The organism is Shewanella sp. ALD9 (genome assembly GCF_002836315.1).
Lineage (GTDB): Bacteria > Pseudomonadota > Gammaproteobacteria > Enterobacterales > Shewanellaceae > Shewanella.
In genome coordinates this window covers 39037-61016 of sequence record NZ_PJCD01000038.1, presented here as the reverse complement: position 1 = coordinate 61016, position 21980 = coordinate 39037, and the positions used below count along the sequence as shown (strand labels likewise).

Below are 21980 nucleotides of genomic sequence, written 5' to 3'. Positions count from 1 at the left end.
GCGCCTAGATGGGTAATATTCAAAACAAAAAGGAAAATCGACGTGTAAATTTAGTTAGCAGCAAGTTCAGCACCTGGGGCTAATAACTTGAGCGTCACCCGACGATCAAAAAAGTCGTTTTCAAAATTTTGTTCCTGGTGCATTGGCAACGTTGAACCATAAGCCTGTCCATGCAAACGCTCGCGGGCAATGCCTTGGGTAACTAAGTATTGTGTCACTTCAGCTAAACGCTGTTCAGACAAGGCTTGGTTGAAATCATTATCGCCACGGCGGTCGGCATAACCGGTTAAATCTACGGTCAATTCTGGTGACAAGCTCATCATGTAAGCCACATTATCTAATTGTTGTTCAAATAACGGCTCAATATGGCTCGAACCGGTTTTAAACTGCACATTCATTCCAATGGTTAACTCATTAAGCGTTTGTTGTTGATTCGCTTTTTGTTCAGCCAAGTTAGACTGTAATTGATAATATTTCTCCGACACTTGCTCCAACGACTGCTGCTTAGTGCTCAATGCCATTAATTGCTCGTTAGTTTGCGTTAATTTTTGTTCTTGCTGCACTAATTGTTGTTTCTGGACGCTGAGTTCTGCTTCATCGCCAACCGACTTACCAATAAACGTACCGGTAAATGCACCAATAATGGCACCCACTGGGCCGCCGATAACAGCACCGAGTAAAATCCCAGAGCTCAAACCCACTAGCTCTTCTGTGTGTTCGCGCTCTTCGCTCATGCCATGGTCATTGTCATTTGCCCAACTGACGTTTGAAATCATCATGGTAGAAATAATTGTTGCGGCAATAAGTTGCTTTTTCATAAAGAATCCCTTTTAGCGGTTGTTTAAAGTGGTTGTTTAAAAAAATGATGGTTATCATCAATACATGAGTTAATGCGTTGCTGATTAACTCTATGTCGCTATTAAACACCTCATAGGTGGCTTTATTGGGGAGCAAAAATGGCAATGTGGCGATCAAATGTGGCAACAATATGGCAATTGCCGTCAACGGCTTTTTTGGTCGATAAAATCCTGTATAGTCAGTACTGTATCTAATTATCAGCCTATTAATTGAAATCATCCCATGAAACGAATTGCCATTGTTGAAGACGAAGCCGCTATCCGCGAAAACTACAAAGATGTCCTGCAACAGCAAGGGTATAGTGTTCAAGCCTATGCAAATCGCCCCGCAGCCATGCTCGCCTTTAATGCCCGCTTACCAGACCTAGCCATTATTGATATTGGTTTAGAGCATGAAATAGACGGCGGCTTTACCCTATGCCAGGCACTGCGTGCAATGTCGAGCAGCCTACCAATCATCTTTTTAACTGCACGCGACAGTGACTTTGACACCGTGTGTGGTCTGCGTTTAGGGGCCGATGATTATTTAACAAAAGAAGTCAGTTTCCCCCATTTAATGGCCCGTATTGCCGCCCTGTTTCGCCGTTCAGAATTAATCGGTTCAAGCCCAATAGAAGACAACTTACTTGAGCGCGGCCACCTCACCATCGATGGCAATCGCATTCAGGTATATTGGAAATCGCAACCCATTGAACTGACCGTGACCGAGTTTTGGATGGTTCATGCCATGGCCAAACATCCAGGACATGTGCGCAGCCGTCAGGATTTAATGCAAGAAGCTAAAATTTACGTCGACGACAGCACAATCACCTCGCACGTTAAGCGCATTAGGAAAAAGTTTATCGTTATCGACGCTGAGTTTGACTGTATCGATACCGTTTATGGCATGGGCTACCGCTGGGACAATATCTAACAGATGAATTTACCGATAGGGCTGCGTGCCAAGGTCGTCATTTTGTCGCTGTTTTTACTCTGCCTACCATGGCTTGGGTATGAATATGTGTGGGAAATGGAGAAGTACCTGCGTTATGGCCAAGAAAAAACCCTTGAAGGCACCACTCAAGCGCTTGCTACGGCGCTACATGAGCGACCAAAATTATTTGATAACCAAGCCAGCTTTTTAAACCAAGTTGAAAAAGGCCGCGACTTATACGCCTACCCGTTAGCTGGGCCCATTCAACTCGACGGTAAACTGAGTGACTGGGACTTATACCAACATCGCACCCTCAACTATTCAGACAAACATGTTATTTATCAGCGCAGCGAAACTGAGCCAATCGATATTAGCTTTAGTCATATGGTGGGCAAATACGGCGGCTATTTATACGGCTTTTTCAACGTCAATGACCCGAGTTTGATTTTTCGTAACCGTAAAAGCTTACGCATTGATAGAAACGATCACTTAGTCATGGCAACTCAATCGCCCGATGGCATGTTCAGGCGTTATATTATTGCCAATACCCAAAGTGGTTGGCTTAGTGCGTTTGAATTACCCGCCGACCCCAGCCAATCGATGCCCGTTACCCCAGAAGTGCGCATTCAAGGCCAGTGGTTAAAAACCGACAAGGGATACAATATTGAGTTTAGACTGCCACTTGAAATGGTAGGCAGCAAATTAGGCTTTGCGATACATAATGTAAACGATACAAAAACACGTCAATTAGTGAATGTTATTGGTACCTCAGCCACCGACTCAGTAGCCAGTTTAGGCACGGTGTTAGTGCCCTCGCCTGAAATTGAAAATATCATTAAAGGCATGAGCCACAACAGCTCACGTATTTGGGTCGTCGATAATCATGGCCGCGTACTGGCAAAATCGGGTGATATTCGTTCATCGTCCAACACCTGGGCAGATGATATCGAGGTCAATCAACCTGAGTCTTTTTGGCTGCACTTTAAACAGCAATATATTCTGCCGTTATACTACAAAATATTAACTCGTCCGCCACAAGACTTTATCGATTCACTGCAAGATTCAACTGAACTCACTGGTAGCCACATTGAAAAAGCCTTAAGCGGCAAACAAGGCTCTACATGGCGCTTAACGCCAGACAACAAAGCCGTAGTATTAGCCGCAGCAAGCCCAATTTGGATTGACGATAAAGTCATGGGAGTCGTTATTGCAGAAGAAACCACTCACGGCATTCGCAGCCTGCGTAACCGCGCCCTGGAAAAACTGTTTAACGTCATATTAACTATTATGAGCATGGGCACATTAGCCTTGTTTATTTTTGCCTCGAGTATTTCAAGCCGCATCCGCCGTTTACGTGATCAGGCTGAACTCGCCATCGACAGCCAGGGCCGAGTAAGACAGCAGATTGTGGCATCAAAAAACCGAGATGAAATCGGTGATTTGTCACGCAGCTTTTCAAGTATTGTCAGTCGCCTTGGGCAATACACTCATTATTTAGAAAACATGTCGTCGCGTTTATCGCACGAACTGCGTACCCCTGTTGCCGTGGTGCGCAGCTCACTTGAACACTTAGGTTTGCAACAACTGGACGAGCAATCACAAAAATATGTTAGCCGTGCCCAAGAAGGTGTCAGCCGCCTACACCTTATTTTAAATAACTTAAGCGAAGCAACTCGCTTGGAAGCCAGTTTAACCCAAGCTGAAAGCTGTCGTTTTTCATTAAAGAAAGTGATTAGCGGTTGTATGCAAGGCTATCAAATGACTTATCCAGACCAGCTCTTTAGCATCCACATTGAAGATAAAGCCATGTCTTGCGACGGTGTACCGGAATACATCGCCCAATTAATGGATAAACTGATCAACAACGCCATTGAATTTCATCAGCCCGACAGCGCCATCACCGTCAGCCTGACCCAATATCATAAACAGGCAATATTAAAAGTCAGTAACATTGGTCCTTTACTGCCAAAAGACATGAACAGCCAAATTTTTGAATCTATGGTGTCTATCAGGCCTCAAGGTATTAATGGTAAGCCTCATCTTGGTTTAGGCTTATACATTGCCCGATTAGTTACCGACTTTCACCATGGCAGCATTAAAGCAACCAACATAATAGAGAACGACATTGAAGGGGTTGAAATATGCCTGACGTTACCCTTGAGTGATGAAAAATAGTCAACCACAGCATTTAGGCGCTTTTATTTAGGTTTGTTGGTGCTAGGATGATAAACATCAGTAGATCATTCACCGTAGCGCATTTATCCATGTCATTGATATTTGCTAATAAACATTAGCTAAAACATAAACCATGGACTCTACACATAATGGAAATAACAACATGAGCAAAGACGATAAACTGGCCACCCAAATTGTTAACGTTGGCCGCGACAAAAAGTTCACTAAAGGCATTATTAATCCGCCAGTATTTAGAGCCTCTACCGTGGTGTTCGACACCATGGATGAGATGCGTTTTGCGATTAAAAACAAAACCAACGGTGAAATGTTTTACGGTCGTCGCGGCACCCCAACCCATTTTTCATTTCAACAAGCCATATGCGAACTTGAAGGTGGAGCTGGCACGGCGTTATACCCTTCTGGTGCGGGCGCGATCAGCAGCGCTTTGTTATCATTTTTAAAAAGTGGCGACCATTTATTAATGGTCGACACCGCCTATGAACCAACGCGCGATTTATGCAATAAAATGCTAGCAGGTTTTGGCATCGAAACCACCTATTACGACCCAATGATTGGCGCAGGCATTCGTGAGTTAATTCGTCCTAACACCAAGGTATTATTTTTAGAATCACCAGGTTCTATCACCATGGAAGTGCAAGATGTACCGACGCTTAGCCGTATCGCTCACGAACATGATGTCATTGTAATGCTGGATAATACCTGGGCATCACCGATTAATTCTCGTCCATTTGATATGGGTGTCGACATCTCTATTCAAGCCGCCACCAAGTACATTGTCGGCCATTCAGATGTGATGATGGGTACCGCCACTGCCAATGAACAGCATTGGGAACAACTGCGCGAAAACAGTTACTTAATGGGCCAAACTACCTCGCCGGATGACGTCTATTTAGCTGCGCGAGGCTTACGTACCCTAGGGGTACGTATGGCACAACATAATAAAAATGCCTTAAAAGTGGCGAATTGGTTGGTGACTCGTGCAGAAGTGGATCATGTCCGTCATCCAGCATTTGATACTTGCCCAGGTCACGAGTTTTTTAAACGCGATTTTAGCGGCGGTAACGGTTTGTTCTCATTTGTACTTAAGCAAGGCGACTTAGCGTCAGTCACAGCTTTTGTTGAAAACATGGACCATTTTAAAATGGGCTTTTCATGGGGCGGTTTCGAAAGCTTAATTTTAGGGGTATTCGGTATTAACAATATCCGTACCGCTACTCAATGGGACAGCAGCAAACCATTAATACGCTTACATATTGGACTTGAAGATGCCGACGATTTAATTGCCGATCTCGATACGGCATTTAGCCGATATAATGCAATACTACAAAAGTAGCTTCTACTCAGCTGCTGAAACGTTTTGCAAAAAACGTTAATGGAATGTTCAAACAATAAGGGAATAAATGAATATCATCAAATTAGTCATACTCAGCCTGTGTATTAGCATTGGCTATTATGCATTAACTATCGTGGCAATTGGCCAGTCTGCTGCTGGTAACTTATTGTGGTGGTTTAATAGCAGTGAATATCCAATACTGGCTCACCTTGCACAGAACTTTGTTGGTATCGGCTTAGCCGCGTTAATCCCTGCGTTTCTAGTGAGAAGTTACGAGCCCGCAAGACAATGGATTGCCATTACCATTATGATTTTAGGCGCTATGTTATTACACGGTAATATCCATTACATGCCATGGGATCCTATGGGTATTGTAAGGTTTGTAAACAACACCTTATTCTACGGTGATATCGGTGCAAAAGTGCTATTTTTCTATATCTTACTGCTCCCTGTATTGTGGTTGTTACTGCTTAAACGTATGGCACGTATTTAACAGAATCCGAATTTGAGCGCTAAACAAAGCAAGGTGAACATATCTTGCTAGTCAACATTGCCATCAATCTAAGCCTTGAGTCGTCATCGTCTCAGGGCTTTTTATTATCAATAATAGTCATAAAAACAAAGACTAAGCAGTTTACCAAACGTTTAGTCAATAGTTGCCAAAACTATTAGCAATCATTTAGCAAAACAGTTGTTCAAAACATACTTTAGGGAATTATAGAAGTGATAAATATCTGAGCGTACTTATGTGATGATATCGCCCGTCAAATGTAAATTACGCCACAAATGAAATGTTATCTCACTCTTGTCGGTCTTATTAAGTACACCAGTATTTGCCAACTAGAGTTTAACTATGTGTAGCACACCAAAAACTAACCTAGCCGCTGCCACGCCCAAAGTTCCTTTTCGGAGCTTTATGGCAAGCATGACATTGGCACAACGACAACAGTTTGCCGAAGTCGCTAACCGTGCCGATGATCGGCGTAAAATAAGAGAAGATCGACTCAAAGGTCAATCCAATAGCAAAAGTGCGGCAAACACGACTGTAAAACCAAATATGCCATTTATCAAAAAGCTGCTTCAATTTTGTAAACAACATATTGTGATATAAGCCTGTATGCCTTTAATGGCTAAACGGCTTATTGCAGATTAGTCTTCAAGTACTGATATGAAAATTCTGTCTGCATTCCACAGTTCAATTATCTTGCGTGTCTTCTTTGAGTTCCAAAAACATTTTCCAAACAAAATAATCCCCGCACCTTCTAACTGACGCCCTTCCGATACATTGAAACGTTCTAATATTGCCGATTTAAATTTAGAGATAGGAATGCCAACATCAGTACAATCAGATGGATTTAACCAATCAAGTTCTTTGTCTAGATGCGAAATCGTACCCCAGTACATTTTAGGCTTTGCCTGTTTAGCATTATCGCTTGGCTCAGCCTCGGCAAAGTTAACAAATAAATTCTTCGCTTTGAATTTATAACCCGTATCAAGCTCAATCAAAGTACTCGACTCAGCTAAGTCGCTACCACGCATTAGGCTATTGAGTATTTTCTCCAGCCCTAGCACTTTGACCTTGGTTTGTTCATTGTTGCCATTGTGTTTACGACTGGCATTATCGATTTTTGGGAGGCTGCTTGAGGTGAGGCTTGATGTAGAGGCAACCGTTTGCACCTCTGTAACTGGCTTTTTGGTGTTTGATAACATGAAATCAATGCTAATAATATCAGCATCTGAAATGACTTTATTCACTTCTACGCTATGCCGATTCTCTCGGTCTCGTTGAGTTGAAAAATGACCTTCATCGCATTCTGCAACATGATATCTAGAGCCAAAACACGCCGCTTTACCGTCTGAGCTTCTCTTACGATAGTAAGCTTTTCCTTTGCACTCAGGGCATTGTAAAAATTGCCTAAACTTTTCAATTTCTGTTTCAGTTAACGCCTGAAATTTCAAAATTGAAAAAGTGTGCTTTTGCCCACCATAAGTACAAACCGCATCAATCATTTGCTATCCACATTTTCTATAAAAACGAACCTTTAAAATAAGCGATTAAAGGAACCTTAAAACTTAGTGAAACAATAGCAAGTTATTAATAAAAATACTATTTTCAATAATGCTAACCATTATCGGCAGACATTCTAGATTGAGCTTAACATGCTAGAAGCAGCTCAACAATTGGGCTGTTAGTGGGTTTGCTATTCATAATGGAGTGGTTCCCCCCGCGACTGACGATATGATTTGCTCACTATCTAAATCGTTTCGGGACAGAAGCGAGATAGTAACGAGCACAGTAAAAGGCGGAAAATAGTTGACTCAAACTTGCAATGAACGAACACAAGTCAGCTACTTTGCTTAATAGCCTTTATTAGATTTTCTGGATCGTTTGTACCCAGACAAACCGTTGTGCCATCTTTAAGTTTTAATTCAACAGCCGTTAGACCAGAAACGTTATATAACCATCCAGTTGAGATTAACCGGATGCCGAGCCCATAGTACCATTTTGTTCTTATCTCTTGTGTCGACTCAATTTCAGATATTTTTATTGATTTATTCCAAAATTTTGGACCAAAAAACCATTTAACTTTCCCATCTTCAACTTTGATTGTTAATGCTGAAAAAAGAATTGAAACCACACCTACAATTAAATACGCAAATCCGATCGGTTCGGTAGGTTGAGTTGCCGAAGCAAAGATAAGCACTAATGTTACAATTCCCATAACTGAAAGCATCGCGATTCCAAGCTGAGTGTTTTTATACTGCATGACGAGCTCCTTTTACAGTTAATCGCTTATTATCCAACCTCGGACAACTCCCTACCTATAATTAATTAACATCACTTCTTTAGCTTGAAGTGCGATAGCTTCCGACACTATTAAAGTAAGGCATGCCTTCTAGACTAACGATAGTTTATCTTGGTCTGGCCATTTTTAATCATTATTTTGAAAGAGTAAATAAACTCTGCTTTATTTACCGAGCAATCTTGGGAGACCGTATTGCAGTACTTTGACACCCAAATAGTAGGAAGTGCGCGGCATAAAATATTGAATAAAAGCGGCTTAAAATCTCTCTAGAAATACTTGACCATTACAGACTATTTAATTTGCTTCAAAAGAAATATTTACGTTGAAAGTCATAATGACAAAACAAGTAAGTATCAGAAATGAAGCTCCACGGCACCACGAAAGAGAATGGCGCTTTCTAACGATCATTTGTTACTTTTATTCTTTCCACTAAAAAGTCTACTGCCGCTTTTACTTTTGGGACTAAGTAACGCTGTTTTTGATACAATAAATAAACCGCCATATCAGAATGTTGAGTGATAGCTAACTCATGTTCAAACTTAAGTTCTAGCAATTTACCAGACTCAAGATAAGACGCTAACGCCCATCGAGTTGACATTAAGATACCTTCCCCATCACAAGCCTTTTTCGCCAGCCAGGGTCCGTTATTTGAAATCGCCACCGCCGGCCCTGAAACGTCATGCCATTGACCGTTCATATTATATAACCAAGGCGTTGGCCCTGTTGGCGCTTTAAAATACAGGCCATTATGTTGCGTTAATTCCATCGCATTGTTAGGCACACCGTGTTTCTCTATGTAACTTGGTGACGCCACAGGAATAAAGCCATTGTCCATCAGTCTTATTGCTAACACGCGCTCATTGGGCGCGTAACCACCGCGAATAGCAATATCGACATCGTCACGTCCGAGTGTTGATAACTCGTCGCTTAAACTGACATCTAAAACAATTTGAGGGTATAACGCGCTAAATTCATCTAACAACGGCAGTAATATCTTTTCACCAAAACCCACCATCGAACTGATCCGTAAACGCCCCATTGGCGTTGTTTGGTAACTACGAACCGTTTCATTACTTTGCGCTAGTTGATTCAATATTTGCTGTACATCGTTATAATAAATTTGCCCCACTTCGGTTAGTTTAACGATTCGGGTCGAACGCTTTAACAAGGTCGCCCCCAAACTCTTTTCTAAATCAGCAACTCGTCTAGACAAGGATGATGGCGGCACATTAAACGCACTCGCCGCTTTGGTAAAGCTGCCCGTTTCTACTACCTTACTGAAATACCGCATTGCACGTAGTTGATCCAACTTACTTCTCCATTAAATCTAAGTACTTTAGCTTTATTATTGTCTTAAAAGCAATAGTGATTAGCATTTTCCCTTATATATAACCAAATTAAAACAGGTAATAATACAGTTAACTTAAACATTGCAACCTTAACCCTGTTGCCGCGTGTTAAAAGCAGAGGTGTTAATTGCATTTTTCAGCAATTAACACCAACCTTCACGTAAATGATGGACACTGACTTATGATTACTTTGCACGGTTTTGCTGCTAGCAACTATTACAACCTAGTGAAACATGTACTGCTATACAAACAACTGCCATTTCAAGAAAACCTTATTTACGGTGGTAGTGACGAGTTACTGAAAGTCAGTCCAGCTGGCAAAGTACCTGCTATCACAACGACTGAAGGACTGAATATTTCAGAGTCGAGTGTTATTTGCGACTTTATCGAAGAGACTTACCCTGCAACGTCGCTATACCCTGAAAATGCCGGAGAGCGTGCAGTTGTGCGTCAAATTATGAAAATGGCAGAGCTTTATTTTGAACTGCCAAGCAGACGACTTATACCTTATGCATTTTCTGGCACAGAAGTTCCTGAATCGGTTAAAGCTGAGGTCCGCCAAGTGTTAACCCGTGGCATTACCGGTTTAAGTCGTTTGTGTCAGTTTTCACCTTGGATTGCCGGCGAACAATTCACCATGGCAGATATCTACGTTTATTACGTCAACACCATAGTCAGCTCGTTTGGCTCGAGCCAGCTTAACTGGGATGTACTGGCTGAAATACCAGGCATGAAACAGTGGAAAGATGCCATGAGCCAAACGGTTATTGCCCAACAGGTGGAATCCGATCGCCTAGCAAACATGCCCGAATTTATGCAAAAAGTGAAAGCTCAAATCCAAGCGGCGAACGCTGGATAATACTTATTTATACGAAATGATATTAGCGATAAAAACAATCAATACTGACGTTTGACTTGAATTCAATTACAAACAGAAATAGCCAATACCATAAAGTGATTGGCTCAATGAATTAATTATTTTGCAGGAGAGAATCCCAATGACAGATACCAATATCCAACTGACTTCATTGATCAGCGAAGACAATAAATTAACGCTTGCGTTAAAAAACATCGACATGCCACAACCAGGTGCCGATGAAGTGGTTATTCGCATTGAAGCTGCGCCATTAAATCCGTCTGATTTAGCCGTTCTGTTCAGCGCTGCAGATATGACTACTGCGACACAAGCAGGCACTGAACAAAGCCCCGCTATTATTGCGGATGTTCCGGCTAAATTTATGCCAGCGGTTAAAACCCGAGTCGGTAAAGCCATTCCTGTTGGTAATGAAGGTGCAGGAACCGTTGTCGCAGCGGGTTCATCGCCTGCAGCGCAAGCATTAATGGGTAAAACCGTTGCTGTCATTGGCGGTGGAACGTATCGTCAGTACCTATGTGCCAATGTGCAAAGCTGCCTAGAATTGAAACAAGGCACTACCGCTAAAGAAGGTGCATCTTCTTTTGTTAATCCGCTTACGGCATTAGCAATGGTCGAAACAATGCGTGCTGAAGGCCATAAAGCCATTATTCATGCAGCAGCTGCGTCTAATCTTGGCCAAATGTTAAACCGTATTTGTATTGCCGATGGCGTCGATTTAATTAACATCGTCCGTAAAGCGGAACAAGAAACGCTATTACGTGACATGGGCGCAAAATACGTTGTTAACTCAAGCAGTGATACTTTCCTAGCTGACTTAACCGCAGCAATTATTGAAACAGGTGCAACGATTGCGTTTGACCCAATTGGTGGCGGTAAATTAACCAGTGACATTCTTAACTGTATGGAAGTGGCTGCATCGCGCGATATGAAAGAACACAGCGTTTATGGTTCTGACACTTTCAAGCAAGCTTATATTTATGGCGCATTAGACCGCGGCCCTATTACTCTAAATCGTAACTTCGGTTTTGCATGGGGTGTTAATGGCTTCTTATTATTCAATGCGCTAGCCAAGTTAGGCACGAAAACGGTTATGGCGATGCGTAAACGTGTTGCAGATGAAATCACCACCACATTTGCTAGCCACTACACCCATGAAGTGTCATTGGCTGAAGTATTACAATTAAAATCAATAGCGGGTTATTCTAAACATGCTACTGGTGAGAAGTACTTAATTACACCGCATAAGTAGTTAACCCTCAAAGATCATAACCGTTTAAGTGATTAATTGTTAACGTAATAAAAAGCAGATACTGATTATAGTATCTGCTTTTTATTTGCCTGTTCATCATAGCAAAAATCGTGGGTGGCCATGTTATCTTGTATCTTGGACGGATTTTTTTCGACCTTTTGCACATAAGATGACAGTTTCAGGAGTTCCAGCCGAAGGCGAGCATGCCTAACCTTGTTATGTGTATTTGCTTTTATCAACTTGAATCTCCTTAAAAGAGCCTGAAGAAACTAGTATTTTTGAAATCTGCTCGATTACTTTTTTATGATTGGTTTTAGGGATAATAAACAAGCCACCCCAATCATCATTTAATTCGAAGATCCCTCTCTCAAATTCGACTTTCCAAACATAATCATCAGTTACGTAGTCTTCCATTATAATTCTTGAAGGCTTGAGAGCATTTTTCAATATGTAAAGGACATCAGGAAAATCACCAGATCTGTGATCACCGCTAAACTCGATCAAATTATGATCTGATTTATAACCCAGACGGATAAAGAATGAATTCATATTATTTACCAACGCTTCACTCACCGGAACTTTGGGAGCGAAGCGAGAAAAATTCCGACTACAATGATTTGTTAGGCCAACTCTTGAATGCCATATTGACGTTCTATCTTCTCGAACAACAATCGTGGGTGGCCATGTTATCCTGTGTCCGGCTATCCGATTAGGACTCGCTTTGTGCAACCTAAGCTCTAATGCTTGATACGTTTGGATAATTTTCAACCCAAATATCAGTACAACCTTTTTCTTTATAAATTAATGCCGAGATATGGATTAACTTCCCTGCAATGTCAATAAGTGTGCCTGAGTATGAACTCCGAGCAGTTTTTTCGTAAAAATACCTATCTGCGGTAAATACATTTTTATATTTTTTTAGCATATCAAGTGTAAATTTATCACGGAATTTACATTTGATTTCTTTAGGCAAAAGCTCATAGAGCTCTATTAGGTTATGTGCGTCCCTTCTGTTCGAAAGCTTATTGCGCTGAAAATCATATTTTTCATTCAATTTACCTTCGTTTGCGGAAACAGATGAGTTGAAGCTTTTGAAGACAATTTCTATTGCTAATGCTGCATTTATAACTGCAACCTGTCCTAAGTTTCCATGAGGGTATAAAATTTTTGCAGCTTCATAGTAATGATGAGCTGTTTCTAACATGTGTGGTGAAAATGTCCACTCTAACTCTGATGCTTCCACACTCTCTCCTTAGAGCCCTAACGCCTTGCTATGCGGACTAAAATTGTGGGTCGTAATGTGGAGCGAAGCGAAACCTAACCCACTGTTTTAGTTTCGTTTTAAGTGTCTTGTTAGCTCTCTAGCTTACAGTTTACTAATTCATTTGCTTCAATCAGAGTATCTGTAGCAGTTTCGTAATTGAAATCAGGTATTAATATCTCGTCATCGCCATGAACGATACCATTTTTCATTTGATTAGCTTCACGTAGCCTATTAAGTAGATCTGGAGTAAAACCTAGCTCTCCTCCAAATTCACGAATGTGCATAAATGCACCCCGTTTCGCTTTTTCTGGACCTTTACGCTTTACTACATACTTTCTTAAACTTTTTTCAAATTCAATAAATGTTCGAAGATATTCCATTTCAATATTTTGAGAAACAAATGGCATATCTTGCTCTTTTACCTCTTTATTAACTCCTAGCATTTCAAATGCATCGACACTAAATATGCAACTATAAACAGCTAAACAATTATCTCTCGCCCCCTCTAATACATGGAGTTCAGGAACCATCCCATTGCCAGAATGATAAAGTTCATTACGTAATGTGTGATACCAAAGAAGTTCATTAATAGAAAGGTCTGTTTCTATAGCTTTTTCATTAATATAATCTTCTACAAAACCAATTTTGCTATTAAAACTGCGTAGGTGTTTAGTTACATCTTCTCGTTTAATTTCATAATTGTTACGAAGCTTTGGCGGTAATCGAATAAATACATCCACGCACACCTCTGTTGCATTATCAAAGCCAATCAAAGCAATACGACGATCTGTGTCTCCACCGTCATTTAAATGTTCCAATGCATGCTTTATTAGTTCTAATGGACCTTTTGCCCATGGTGATAAATTCATCGAGGTTGCCTGTGTAAATACAATAGAGAGCTAACGCCTCATTCAGAGGCTAAAAATTGTTGGCTAAAATAGCGAGGCACGAGCAACGGCCAACTGTTTTTAGTCCTTTGCAATGCCTTGTTAGGCATATTTTACACTTAACTTTGACCAGCTTTGATAAGTACCAACAGAATATAGCATACCGATACTTAAACATATTGTGGAGCTTACAACCCAAAATGTAATACTATTTTCAGGAAATATAGGTATTAACATAAAGAATAATACGCCACGTAATACATAAATAGATGATATAAGAACTAAAGCTGTACGTAAAAGCGGAAGTTTGATGATTAACTTTGCACCAGATAACCCATAAGCAGACCAAGTTAAAAGTAGTAAAACCAAAACAGATGTAACAATAGTAGGGTAAGACTCTCCTGACTCTGCCATCCTAGCCATTTGTTCACCAGCACCGAAGAAGCGATACCAATCACCACCAAATATAATGCATCCTAGATGAGCTACAGCAGCAACTGCGCTGAAGAATGCACCTAACATAAGAGGTTTATTTGTACTTGAATCTAACACAATACTTCCTGTATATGCCTAACGCCGCAATAAGCGGTGAGTAACAGTTTGCTAAAATGTGAAACGAAGTGGAACCGAGCAAACTGTTACGAATCCGACTTTATTGCCTTGTTAGAGTACTTTTCACCAAATTCTTCTAGCTTACTATATACATCTCGTAAGCCAATTAATATGTCAGGGCCTCTAGTTTCAGAATTAGGCATTTCAAAGAAAACAACACTCTTGTTAGAAGCGGAGTCTTTCTTAATAACATATGACAGCATTACAGATTTATAGTTTTGAACCCTATCAACAACGCAATTATTAGGCTCTCTATAATCATCAATACTCTCTCGGTAAAGTAGTAAAATACTTTCGTCGCCCTTAGCTTCATTACCCGTAGCTAAAACTCTAATTAATTCACCTTGCTTTAGTTCACCTTTAAAGGTCTTAATTACTTCGTATTCTTTTACAGCGTAGTCACATGTTTTGCCGTTAATAATTCTTGGTATAGTTTGAACATACATGAAATGTGCTACATCAGTTGAAAGCTTAAATTCCCCACTAAAATCTAATAGCTGCTCGTGTTTTGCACAGGAGCTAATTAGAAATAATATAGATATAAAGAATGCTAATCTCATGAGTACTCTAACAGCTTATTGAAGGGCAAAAAAAATTAAAGTCGCCCTTTTAAGTTATTGATTAATATCATCCTACATTTACTATCTTCTTGATGTAAAGCAGTTTTATTTAACTCCACTGACAAATAAAAAGCGAGGTTGCGCGTTAAAAGTGGACACAATATTCAACAGGAAATAAAAACACATTTATTTCAATACATTACAAAATAAACAAATTATTTATCGTACTACTTTAGTTTACTTATTAGCCGGTTTAACTTAAAAAAGCACGAAAAACCATTACAACTGTTTTTGTATACAGTACACACAACATATTAGCTTTTTTCGTCTGGGATGATGTAGCCACAGGTTCATATTTGAAATAAACTTTGGGGGCAAAAACGAGTTAGTTTTCTTGACTTGGAAATGGTGTGATTCAACTCTGAACTTGAGGACGTTGAAGAAAATAGCGTGAGCCTGACAGGACGTCAGGCTAGCTTTCGTTGGCCAAGGATGGCCTATCGGAAGCGTTAGCATTTTCGAATAAGGCCGAGGCTGACTAAAAATAAAGTTAAAAGCTGGATCTACCCCATGGCGACCTTTTCGCAGCTGTTGTTTCGTAAATAGCGAAAATGTTGCGGGGCGGCTGGGTGATCCAAGAGGGAACAGCCGTTGGTTTCCTCTTGGTCTGGTGTGGGCGAAGCACCACGACGTTAGTGGCCGTAGGCCATAGCCCAAACAAATTTTGGGGCAAAAACGAGTTAGTTTTCTTGACTTGGAAATGGTGTGATTCAACTCTGGACTTGAGCACGTTGAAGACTCTTTATAAAAGAATACGTGAGCTGGCCATGGATGGTGAGCTTAACTTTCGCGGTACAGGATGTACCATCGGAAGCGTTAGCATTTTCATTCTTTACTATAAAGAGTTGACCGAAGAAGGATTCAAACGAGGCCAAAAGCTCGATTAATTTCCGTTGCGACATTTTCGCTGTTCAGAAAATATTGCCGGAACGCTGAGGGTTTGCAAAGGGGTACAAGCGCTTTACCCATTTGCTCTGGTGTGGGCGAAGCGCCACGACGTTAGTGGCCGCAGGCCATAGCCTAACCAACTTTGGGGCATAAATAAGTTAAAGATTTTACTTTCAAAAGGTGTGATTCAACTCTGAACTTGAGGCCGTTGAAAACTCTTTATACAAGAATGCGTGAAGCTCACATGGCCTTTCTCGCACCAAATTGCTGAAATGGCCGTTGACGGAAACCTCAGTCAGCATGTGAATGAGGTTTCGTCGGATTTGTTCGGCTGCGCCTCATATCAATACCAAATATGTTGATTATCCTTAGCACGTTAGTAATAGCGCCTATGAATCTCGCAATTCTCGACGTAAGATCTTGCCAACATTTGATTTTGGCAATTCATCTCTAAATTCGATTATCCTTGGGTTTTTATAACCGGTAAGATATTTTCTACAATGTTTTTTTATTTCATCAACGGTCACATTACCTTTGCGTACAATAAATAATTTAACTTTTTCACCTGTGGCGTCATCAGGAATGCCAATGGCCGCAGCTTCGATGATGTGAGGGTGAAGGGTTGCAACTTCTTCAATTTCAGTTGGAAAAACATTAAATCCCGATACTAGAATCATATCTTTTTTACGGTCTTCAATATAAAAAATCCCATCGTCATCCATTCTTCCTATATCGCCAGAGCTTAACCAACCTCCTGCATGCATTACAGTATTAGTTTCGGCTTCTTGTTGCCAATAGCCTTTCATCACTTGGGGCCCTCTAATTTGAATTTCACCAATTTGGTTAGGACCTAAAGGTTCATGTTCATCATTAACGATACGAAGTTCAGTGCTGGGTAAAGGGACACCAATTGAAGAAATAAATGATTGTTGTTGATGAGTACCTGCAGCGACTACTGGGGAACATTCAGTTAAGCCATAACCTTCTATGACAGGCATTCCAGTGAGCTGTTGCCAACGATCAGCAATATGTTTCTGCGTCGGCATTCCACCTGCAATAGTAAAACGAGCGTGACTAAAATCTAATTTTTGAAAACCAGCATGATTGTTTAGACCATTAAAAAGTGTATTTAAACCAAAAACCATTGTGAATGGATATTTACTTAAATCTGCTACAAAACCATCTATATCTCTTGGGTTGGTAATGAGTAGATTCGTTGCACCGAGAAAGAGCATAAACATCATACTCACTGAGTTGGCGAAAATATGATAAAGCGGAAGTGGGGTTACTGCATATTCCTTATCATATAAGGTTCTTGGGCTAAAATGAGCATGAACCTGTAGAACATTAGAAATAATATTACTATGAGTCAGCATTGCCCCTTTCGCAGGACCCGTCGTTCCACCTGTATATTGGAGATATGCTAAATCATCTACTGTTATTTGGGGATCAATAAAGGGAAGTTTCTTGCCTTCGGTTAATGCTCTACGCAATGAAATAGCGTCGGGAATATGATATTTAGGCACTATTTTTTTGACATGTTTGATAAGAAAGTTAACCAATGTACGCTTATGCATAGCTAACTCATCGCCGATTTTGGTTAACATAACATGCTTAATGTTAGTCTCATGCAGTATTTGCTGAAGGTTATTACCAAAATTTGTTACGGCAACAATAGCACTGGCCCCTGAGTCTCGTAATTGATGTTTTAACTCTCGAGGAGTATAAAGTGGATTAACATTGACAATAATGAGTCCTGCTTTTAATGCACCTAAAATAGTGATGGGATATTGCAATAAATTAGGCATCATCAAGGCGATTCGTTCGCCTTTTTTCATTTTTAGTTCAGATTGTAGATAAGCAGCAAAAGCGTTACTTTTACTTTCGAGATCTTGATAGGATAAGCTATGTCCCATATTAATATATGCTGCTTTTTTAGCATGCGCATTAAAAGACTCTTTAAACAAATCATTGATATTGTTATACATACTTGAATCTATTTTTGCAGGCACATCCTCAGGATATTGTGTTAGCCACGGTTTATCATTTGTCATTATAGCCATCATTAATGTTGTTTAAACATCACTATTGTAAATTAATTTACCTAATCAGTATAAAAATAATAGACTGAATTCAATGAATTAACTACTGTTCTAGGGGGGTTATCAGTAGCTAATCTCTCGGAGTGTGACTCATCCCTGCTTTTATCGCTTTTCCGCTTCACTCTATCTTTATTCATCAATAAAAAAACATTCAGCTATTACATTATCATGACAGTTTCTACTGTGGCACATACATGTATCAGGGGTTGTTGTTAAAGTAAGCTTCGTTAGTCAGACACATGAACTAAAAAGCAGGATAAATCGCCATGGCGACTTTTTCATATCTGTTGTTTAAGTCAATAGAGAAAATGTTGCGGGGTGGCTGGGCCGTTTCTCTTGATCTGGTGTGACGCGCCAGGACGTTAGTGGCCGCAGCCATATCGACAACAGCAAACGCTATAATCAATATCCCCTACTCCTCAACCTGCAACCTGCAACCTGCAACCTGCAACCTGCAACCAATATCTCCAACTCTCAAAGAGTAAATCAATCACCTAACAGGCATTTTTTATATTTAATCGTTGTTTTCTGAATTGAATTAGCATTAGATGTAAGCAGGTTGTATTTGAAGGAAGAAATTACTGAATGAAAAATATTATTTGCGATATTGATGGTGTGCTACTGCATGACAACAAGCTAATCCCTGGAAGCGACAAGTTTATTCACCGCGTACTTGAACAAGGTAATCCGCTGGTTATCCTCACTAATTATCCCGTTCAAACTGGCAAAGACTTACAAAATCGACTCGGCGCTGCAGGTATTAATGTACCAGAAACCTGTTTTTATACCTCAGCCATGGCTACGGCAGACTTTCTAAAACACCAAACCGGCAATAAAGCCTATGTAATTGGCGAAGGTGCGCTTACACACGAACTTTACAATGCCGGTTTCACCATAACGGATATTAATCCAGACTTTGTCATTGTCGGTGAAACCCGCTCTTACAACTGGGATATGATCCATAAAGCATCTCGTTTTGTTGCTGGCGGTGCACGCTTTATTGCCACCAACCCAGACACCCACGGCCCTGCATTTAGCCCAGCATGTGGCGCATTATGTGCAGCCATTGAGCGTATCACAGGTAAGATGCCATTTTATGTGGGTAAGCCTAGCTCGTGGATTATCCGCTCGGCGTTGAATCATATACAGGGACATTCTGAAAACACCGTTATTATTGGCGATAACATGCGCACCGATATTCTGGCTGGCTTCCAAGCAGGCCTGGAAACGATTCTGGTGACGACTGGCGTAAGCCAAATGAGTGATATAGACAAAGAACCTTTCAGACCAAATCATGTGTTTGCCTGCGCTGGCGATATCGACGTCGTTTAATTAGCACCAGTTAATGTCCGCCAGTTAATAAGCTGAGCACCCAAGACACAATTTACATTAGGTAACACAATTCCAAGCCAGTGAACTTGTTTTCAAGCACTGGCTTGCTTCATTATGCTTGTCTGAAATAAAAACGAATAACAATAACAGGACATAGCATGAAACGATTGTTTCCTTTTTGCGCCATTGCCTTACTGTCAGCATGTAACGGCGATGATGCTAAACACGCTGCAACCGACGATATTATTCCGGCTAAAGTGACTGCGGTAACCTTTGACGAACAACGCTTTAGAACCGATATTGAAACATTATCGTCAGATAAGTTTGAAGGTCGCGCGCCAACAACCCAAGGCGAAAAGCTCACCATAGAGTATTTGTCTGCCGCTTTCACCCAAATGGGGCTTAAAGGCGCTTATAAAGGCAGTTTTTTGCAACCGGTTCCAATGGTGAGCTACACCGCTAGCGAACAACAACAAGTTACTTTAGCGGGGTTGGATTTACAGTACCGCCAAGATATCGTGTTAAGCAGTCGTCACGATAGTAACCAGGTGAGTATTAAAGATGCGCCATTAGTGTTTGTAGGTTACGGTATTAATGCGCCTGAATATGGCTGGAATGATTACCAAGACCTCAACATGAAAGGCAAAATTGCCATCATTTTAGTCAATGACCCAGGCTTTGCACATCCTGAAGGTGCCAAGTTCAATGGTAAGGCGATGACTTACTATGGTCGTTGGAGCTATAAATTTGAAGAAGCCAGTCGCCAAGGCGCGTTAGGCGCAATTATCATTCATGATACCGAACCTGCCTCTTACCCTTGGTCGGTAGTTGAAAACAGCTGGACCGGTGCTCAACAAGATTTAGTTCAAAGCAAAGCAGAACAAGATCAGCGGGTCCAAGTTGAAGGTTGGTTAACCTTAGACAGTGCTACGGCCTTATTCGATAAAGCGGGCTTGTCATTAACGTCATTAATGGATCGCGCCGCAACCAATTCACTCAATGTCGATTTAGCCCAAACAGCCAGCATTGAATTTGCCAATAAAGCCGAATATGCCGACAGTTATAATGTGGTTGCAACATTAGCTGGCAGCAAACAAGCTGATGAGCAGATTTTATTTACTGCCCATTGGGATCATATCGGTACCGATGAAACCAAAGACGGCGACCAAATTTATAATGGCGCGTTAGATAATGCCACTGGTACCGCCGGTATTTTAGAAATTGCCCGCCAGTTTGCCCAGCAAGCTAAACAAGGGCATGGCTTAGCCCGTTCATTAACCTTTATTGCCACTACGGGTGAAGAACAAGGCTTATTAGGCTCACGTTATTATGCTGCAAACCCAATTTATCCAATTGATAAAACCGTGGCAGTATTTAACCTCGACAGCACCAATATTTATGGTAAAACCAAAGATTACACGATTGTCGGTAAAGGCCAGTCTGAGTTAGAAAACTATTTAGACCGCGCTGTCGCTAAACAAAATCGTACCAGCCAAGGTGAGCTAAACCCTGCATCAGGCGGCTTTTTCCGTTCAGATCACTTCAGCTTTGCTAAATTAGGCGTGCCAGCAGTATTTGCCGGTGGTGGTAACGAACCGCTTGATGAAGCTACCGCACAATACAAAACGGCAATGCTGGTCAAAATGAAGGGTTGTTACCATAACGTTTGCGATCATTATCGTCCTGAATGGGATTTATCCGGTTCATTACAAGATTTAGGCGTGTATTACCAAGCTGCGGCAGAGTTAGGTAATAACCAAGATTGGCCAGGATACTTTGCCGGTTCTGAATTTAATCAATTACGTCCTGCAGATTAGTTCCGCACTACCCTATTCCTTCCCCCCAAGGATTGGCCCATCATGTATTTGATGGGCTTTTTTATTGGTATTTGGCTATTAGAATTTATGTCATTAAGCTTTGTGTCATGAGTATCTGATTTAAGCCTTTAGATAACCTGACTTACACTTTACTAAATTCATTTAGCGCTTCGATGGCTAAAGCCGCCTTTTCTGTTTGCACAAAAATATGGTCATGATAATAAGCGGCAATAACATTAGCGCTAATGCCTTTTTCGGTGAGTTTATTGGCCACTGCAGCCGTTAAACCAACGGCATCCAGACTAGAGTGTACCGTTAAGGTAATGCCTTTAAATACTGATTCAAAAGACAAGCCGCCCTCTATAGCAGCCGCTTTGGTTAATACTAATGTCAGCCCTTCAGATTCGCGAAACGTCGCGAGTGGCGATAAAGTTTGATAATCGCCATATTGGCCGCCCGGCACTGAGCAAAAAACGTATTCGTCATCTAATAATACCGGTGACATCGATGCAAGTAATGCCGTTAAATTTGTTTCACCTACCATACTTTTTTCCTTAAATATGTTTCCGTTATAAAGCGATTTTATGGTTCAAGGTCTTGTGTTGCAATAAAAAGCGCCAGCCTTAATAAAATGTGGCTTAACGTAAATGCAGCTTTGCTGCTTGCTACACATAAGTGACCCATATAAGTGACTAACAGAAGTGATCAACATAACCCTATCCAGTATTAAAACACTTAACAAGTTTAGCGCTGCTTGGTTGACTATCACCGAGTGAATTGAAGCCCCATTATCGCGCATCAACATGCCACGTAGGCACGATTATGACTACGTTAAAGGCGTTAAATGACCATTAAGCCCCAATTTTGTTCAAATAAA

The 21980-nt window shown here is 40.9% G+C and carries 20 protein-coding genes; 9 read left to right on the top strand and 11 right to left on the bottom strand.

From position 1 onward, the window contains the following. Nucleotides 1–50 precede the first annotated feature (50 nt). Entirely contained in the window at nt 51–818 is a 768-nt protein-coding gene (gene pdsO / locus CXF88_RS14735) for a sortase-associated OmpA-like protein PdsO (protein WP_101087529.1), read from the bottom strand. 262 nt (nt 819–1080) lie between these two features. Here pdsO and pdsR point away from each other — a divergent pair, with 262 nt between their 5' ends. The 5 genes from pdsR (at nt 1081) to CXF88_RS14710 (ending at nt 6410) form a co-directional block, all read left to right on the top strand. Then, nucleotides 1081–1770 (top strand): proteobacterial dedicated sortase system response regulator, encoded by a 690-nt coding sequence (gene pdsR / locus CXF88_RS14730; protein ID WP_011637090.1) that lies wholly within the window; start codon nt 1081–1083, stop codon nt 1768–1770. A 3-nt stretch (nt 1771–1773) separates the two neighbouring features. After that, nucleotides 1774–3945, top strand: coding sequence for a proteobacterial dedicated sortase system histidine kinase (pdsS, locus tag CXF88_RS14725; RefSeq protein ID WP_101087528.1), 2172 nt, complete (start codon nt 1774–1776; stop codon nt 3943–3945). A gap of 163 nt (nt 3946–4108) precedes the next feature. Next, a complete protein-coding gene (locus CXF88_RS14720) occupies nt 4109–5299 on the top strand; it encodes a cystathionine beta-lyase (RefSeq protein WP_101087527.1) in 1191 nt (396 codons plus the stop codon). A gap of 67 nt (nt 5300–5366) precedes the next feature. Then, nucleotides 5367–5792, top strand: coding sequence for a hypothetical protein (locus CXF88_RS14715; protein ID WP_101087526.1), 426 nt, complete (start codon nt 5367–5369; stop codon nt 5790–5792). A 423-nt stretch (nt 5793–6215) separates the two neighbouring features. Then, nucleotides 6216–6410 carry a hypothetical protein gene (locus tag CXF88_RS14710; protein ID WP_101087525.1) on the top strand — a complete coding sequence of 65 codons (195 nt, stop codon included), beginning with the start codon at nt 6216–6218 and terminating at the stop codon, nt 6408–6410. A 38-nt stretch (nt 6411–6448) separates the two neighbouring features. On the opposite strand, the gene CXF88_RS14705 is transcribed toward CXF88_RS14710, so the two are convergent. From CXF88_RS14705 to CXF88_RS14695, 3 genes are all read right to left on the bottom strand, one after another. Then, nucleotides 6449–7309, bottom strand: a complete 861-nt coding sequence (locus tag CXF88_RS14705; RefSeq protein ID WP_101087524.1) for a hypothetical protein — start codon at nt 7307–7309, stop codon at nt 6449–6451. Between the two features lie 335 nt (nt 7310–7644). Beyond that, entirely contained in the window at nt 7645–8067 is a 423-nt protein-coding gene (locus tag CXF88_RS14700; protein ID WP_101087523.1) for a hypothetical protein, read from the bottom strand. A 436-nt stretch (nt 8068–8503) separates the two neighbouring features. Continuing rightward, the gene (locus CXF88_RS14695) at nt 8504–9415 is read right to left on the bottom strand and encodes a LysR family transcriptional regulator (RefSeq protein WP_101087522.1); all 912 of its coding nucleotides are present in this window, start codon (nt 9413–9415) and stop codon (nt 8504–8506) included. Between the two features lie 221 nt (nt 9416–9636). On the opposite strand from CXF88_RS14695, the gene CXF88_RS14690 reads away from it, so the two are divergent. Together CXF88_RS14690 and CXF88_RS14685 are read left to right on the top strand one after the other, a co-directional pair. Further along, a complete protein-coding gene (locus CXF88_RS14690) occupies nt 9637–10314 on the top strand; it encodes a glutathione S-transferase (protein WP_101087521.1) in 678 nt (225 codons plus the stop codon). Nucleotides 10315–10453: 139 nt separating this feature from the next. Beyond that, the gene (locus CXF88_RS14685) at nt 10454–11581 is read left to right on the top strand and encodes a zinc-binding dehydrogenase (protein ID WP_101087520.1); all 1128 of its coding nucleotides are present in this window, start codon (nt 10454–10456) and stop codon (nt 11579–11581) included. Between the two features lie 216 nt (nt 11582–11797). Here CXF88_RS14685 and CXF88_RS14680 read toward each other — a convergent pair whose 3' ends face one another. The 6 genes from CXF88_RS14680 to CXF88_RS14650 form a co-directional block, all read right to left on the bottom strand. After that, nucleotides 11798–12130, bottom strand: a complete 333-nt coding sequence (locus CXF88_RS14680; RefSeq protein WP_101087519.1) for a hypothetical protein — start codon at nt 12128–12130, stop codon at nt 11798–11800. A gap of 181 nt (nt 12131–12311) precedes the next feature. Beyond that, nucleotides 12312–12824: a hypothetical protein gene (locus tag CXF88_RS14675; RefSeq protein WP_101087518.1), complete on the bottom strand. Its 513-nt coding sequence runs from the start codon at nt 12822–12824 to the stop codon at nt 12312–12314. Nucleotides 12825–12934: 110 nt separating this feature from the next. Further along, nucleotides 12935–13714: a hypothetical protein gene (locus CXF88_RS14670; protein ID WP_101087517.1), complete on the bottom strand. Its 780-nt coding sequence runs from the start codon at nt 13712–13714 to the stop codon at nt 12935–12937. Nucleotides 13715–13834: 120 nt separating this feature from the next. Continuing rightward, entirely contained in the window at nt 13835–14254 is a 420-nt protein-coding gene (locus CXF88_RS14665; RefSeq protein WP_101087648.1) for a hypothetical protein, read from the bottom strand. A 116-nt stretch (nt 14255–14370) separates the two neighbouring features. Further along, nucleotides 14371–14904 (bottom strand): hypothetical protein, encoded by a 534-nt coding sequence (locus CXF88_RS14660; protein ID WP_101087516.1) that lies wholly within the window; start codon nt 14902–14904, stop codon nt 14371–14373. Nucleotides 14905–16241: 1337 nt separating this feature from the next. Further along, complete coding sequence (locus tag CXF88_RS14650) at nt 16242–17918, bottom strand: AMP-binding protein (protein ID WP_101087514.1); 1677 nt, start codon at nt 17916–17918, stop codon at nt 16242–16244. Between the two features lie 621 nt (nt 17919–18539). On the opposite strand from CXF88_RS14650, the gene CXF88_RS14645 reads away from it, so the two are divergent. Further along, nucleotides 18540–19286: an HAD-IIA family hydrolase gene (locus CXF88_RS14645; protein WP_011637074.1), complete on the top strand. Its 747-nt coding sequence runs from the start codon at nt 18540–18542 to the stop codon at nt 19284–19286. Nucleotides 19287–19444: 158 nt separating this feature from the next. Then, entirely contained in the window at nt 19445–21103 is a 1659-nt protein-coding gene (locus CXF88_RS14640) for a M28 family metallopeptidase (RefSeq protein ID WP_101087513.1), read from the top strand. Between the two features lie 142 nt (nt 21104–21245). Here the strand turns inward: CXF88_RS14640 and CXF88_RS14635 are convergent, their stop codons facing one another. Continuing rightward, complete coding sequence (locus CXF88_RS14635) at nt 21246–21647, bottom strand: ACT domain-containing protein (RefSeq protein WP_101087512.1); 402 nt, start codon at nt 21645–21647, stop codon at nt 21246–21248. Between the last annotated feature and the right edge of the window lie 333 nt (nt 21648–21980).

Coding starts and splice junctions, on each gene's coding strand:
- pdsO (WP_101087529.1), bottom strand. CDS start 818: ATGAAAAAGCAACTTATTGCCGCAACAATTATTTCTACCATGATGATT.
- pdsR (WP_011637090.1), top strand. CDS start 1,081: ATGAAACGAATTGCCATTGTTGAAGACGAAGCCGCTATCCGCGAAAAC.
- pdsS (WP_101087528.1), top strand. CDS start 1,774: ATGAATTTACCGATAGGGCTGCGTGCCAAGGTCGTCATTTTGTCGCTG.
- CXF88_RS14720 (WP_101087527.1), top strand. CDS start 4,109: ATGAGCAAAGACGATAAACTGGCCACCCAAATTGTTAACGTTGGCCGC.
- CXF88_RS14715 (WP_101087526.1), top strand. CDS start 5,367: ATGAATATCATCAAATTAGTCATACTCAGCCTGTGTATTAGCATTGGC.
- CXF88_RS14710 (WP_101087525.1), top strand. CDS start 6,216: ATGGCAAGCATGACATTGGCACAACGACAACAGTTTGCCGAAGTCGCT.
- CXF88_RS14705 (WP_101087524.1), bottom strand. CDS start 7,309: ATGATTGATGCGGTTTGTACTTATGGTGGGCAAAAGCACACTTTTTCA.
- CXF88_RS14700 (WP_101087523.1), bottom strand. CDS start 8,067: ATGCAGTATAAAAACACTCAGCTTGGAATCGCGATGCTTTCAGTTATG.
- CXF88_RS14690 (WP_101087521.1), top strand. CDS start 9,637: ATGATTACTTTGCACGGTTTTGCTGCTAGCAACTATTACAACCTAGTG.
- CXF88_RS14685 (WP_101087520.1), top strand. CDS start 10,454: ATGACAGATACCAATATCCAACTGACTTCATTGATCAGCGAAGACAAT.
- CXF88_RS14680 (WP_101087519.1), bottom strand. CDS start 12,130: ATGAATTCATTCTTTATCCGTCTGGGTTATAAATCAGATCATAATTTG.
- CXF88_RS14670 (WP_101087517.1), bottom strand. CDS start 13,714: ATGAATTTATCACCATGGGCAAAAGGTCCATTAGAACTAATAAAGCAT.
- CXF88_RS14665 (WP_101087648.1), bottom strand. CDS start 14,254: ATGTTAGGTGCATTCTTCAGCGCAGTTGCTGCTGTAGCTCATCTAGGA.
- CXF88_RS14660 (WP_101087516.1), bottom strand. CDS start 14,904: ATGAGATTAGCATTCTTTATATCTATATTATTTCTAATTAGCTCCTGT.
- CXF88_RS14650 (WP_101087514.1), bottom strand. CDS start 17,918: ATGATGGCTATAATGACAAATGATAAACCGTGGCTAACACAATATCCT.
- CXF88_RS14645 (WP_011637074.1), top strand. CDS start 18,540: ATGAAAAATATTATTTGCGATATTGATGGTGTGCTACTGCATGACAAC.
- CXF88_RS14640 (WP_101087513.1), top strand. CDS start 19,445: ATGAAACGATTGTTTCCTTTTTGCGCCATTGCCTTACTGTCAGCATGT.
- CXF88_RS14635 (WP_101087512.1), bottom strand. CDS start 21,647: ATGGTAGGTGAAACAAATTTAACGGCATTACTTGCATCGATGTCACCG.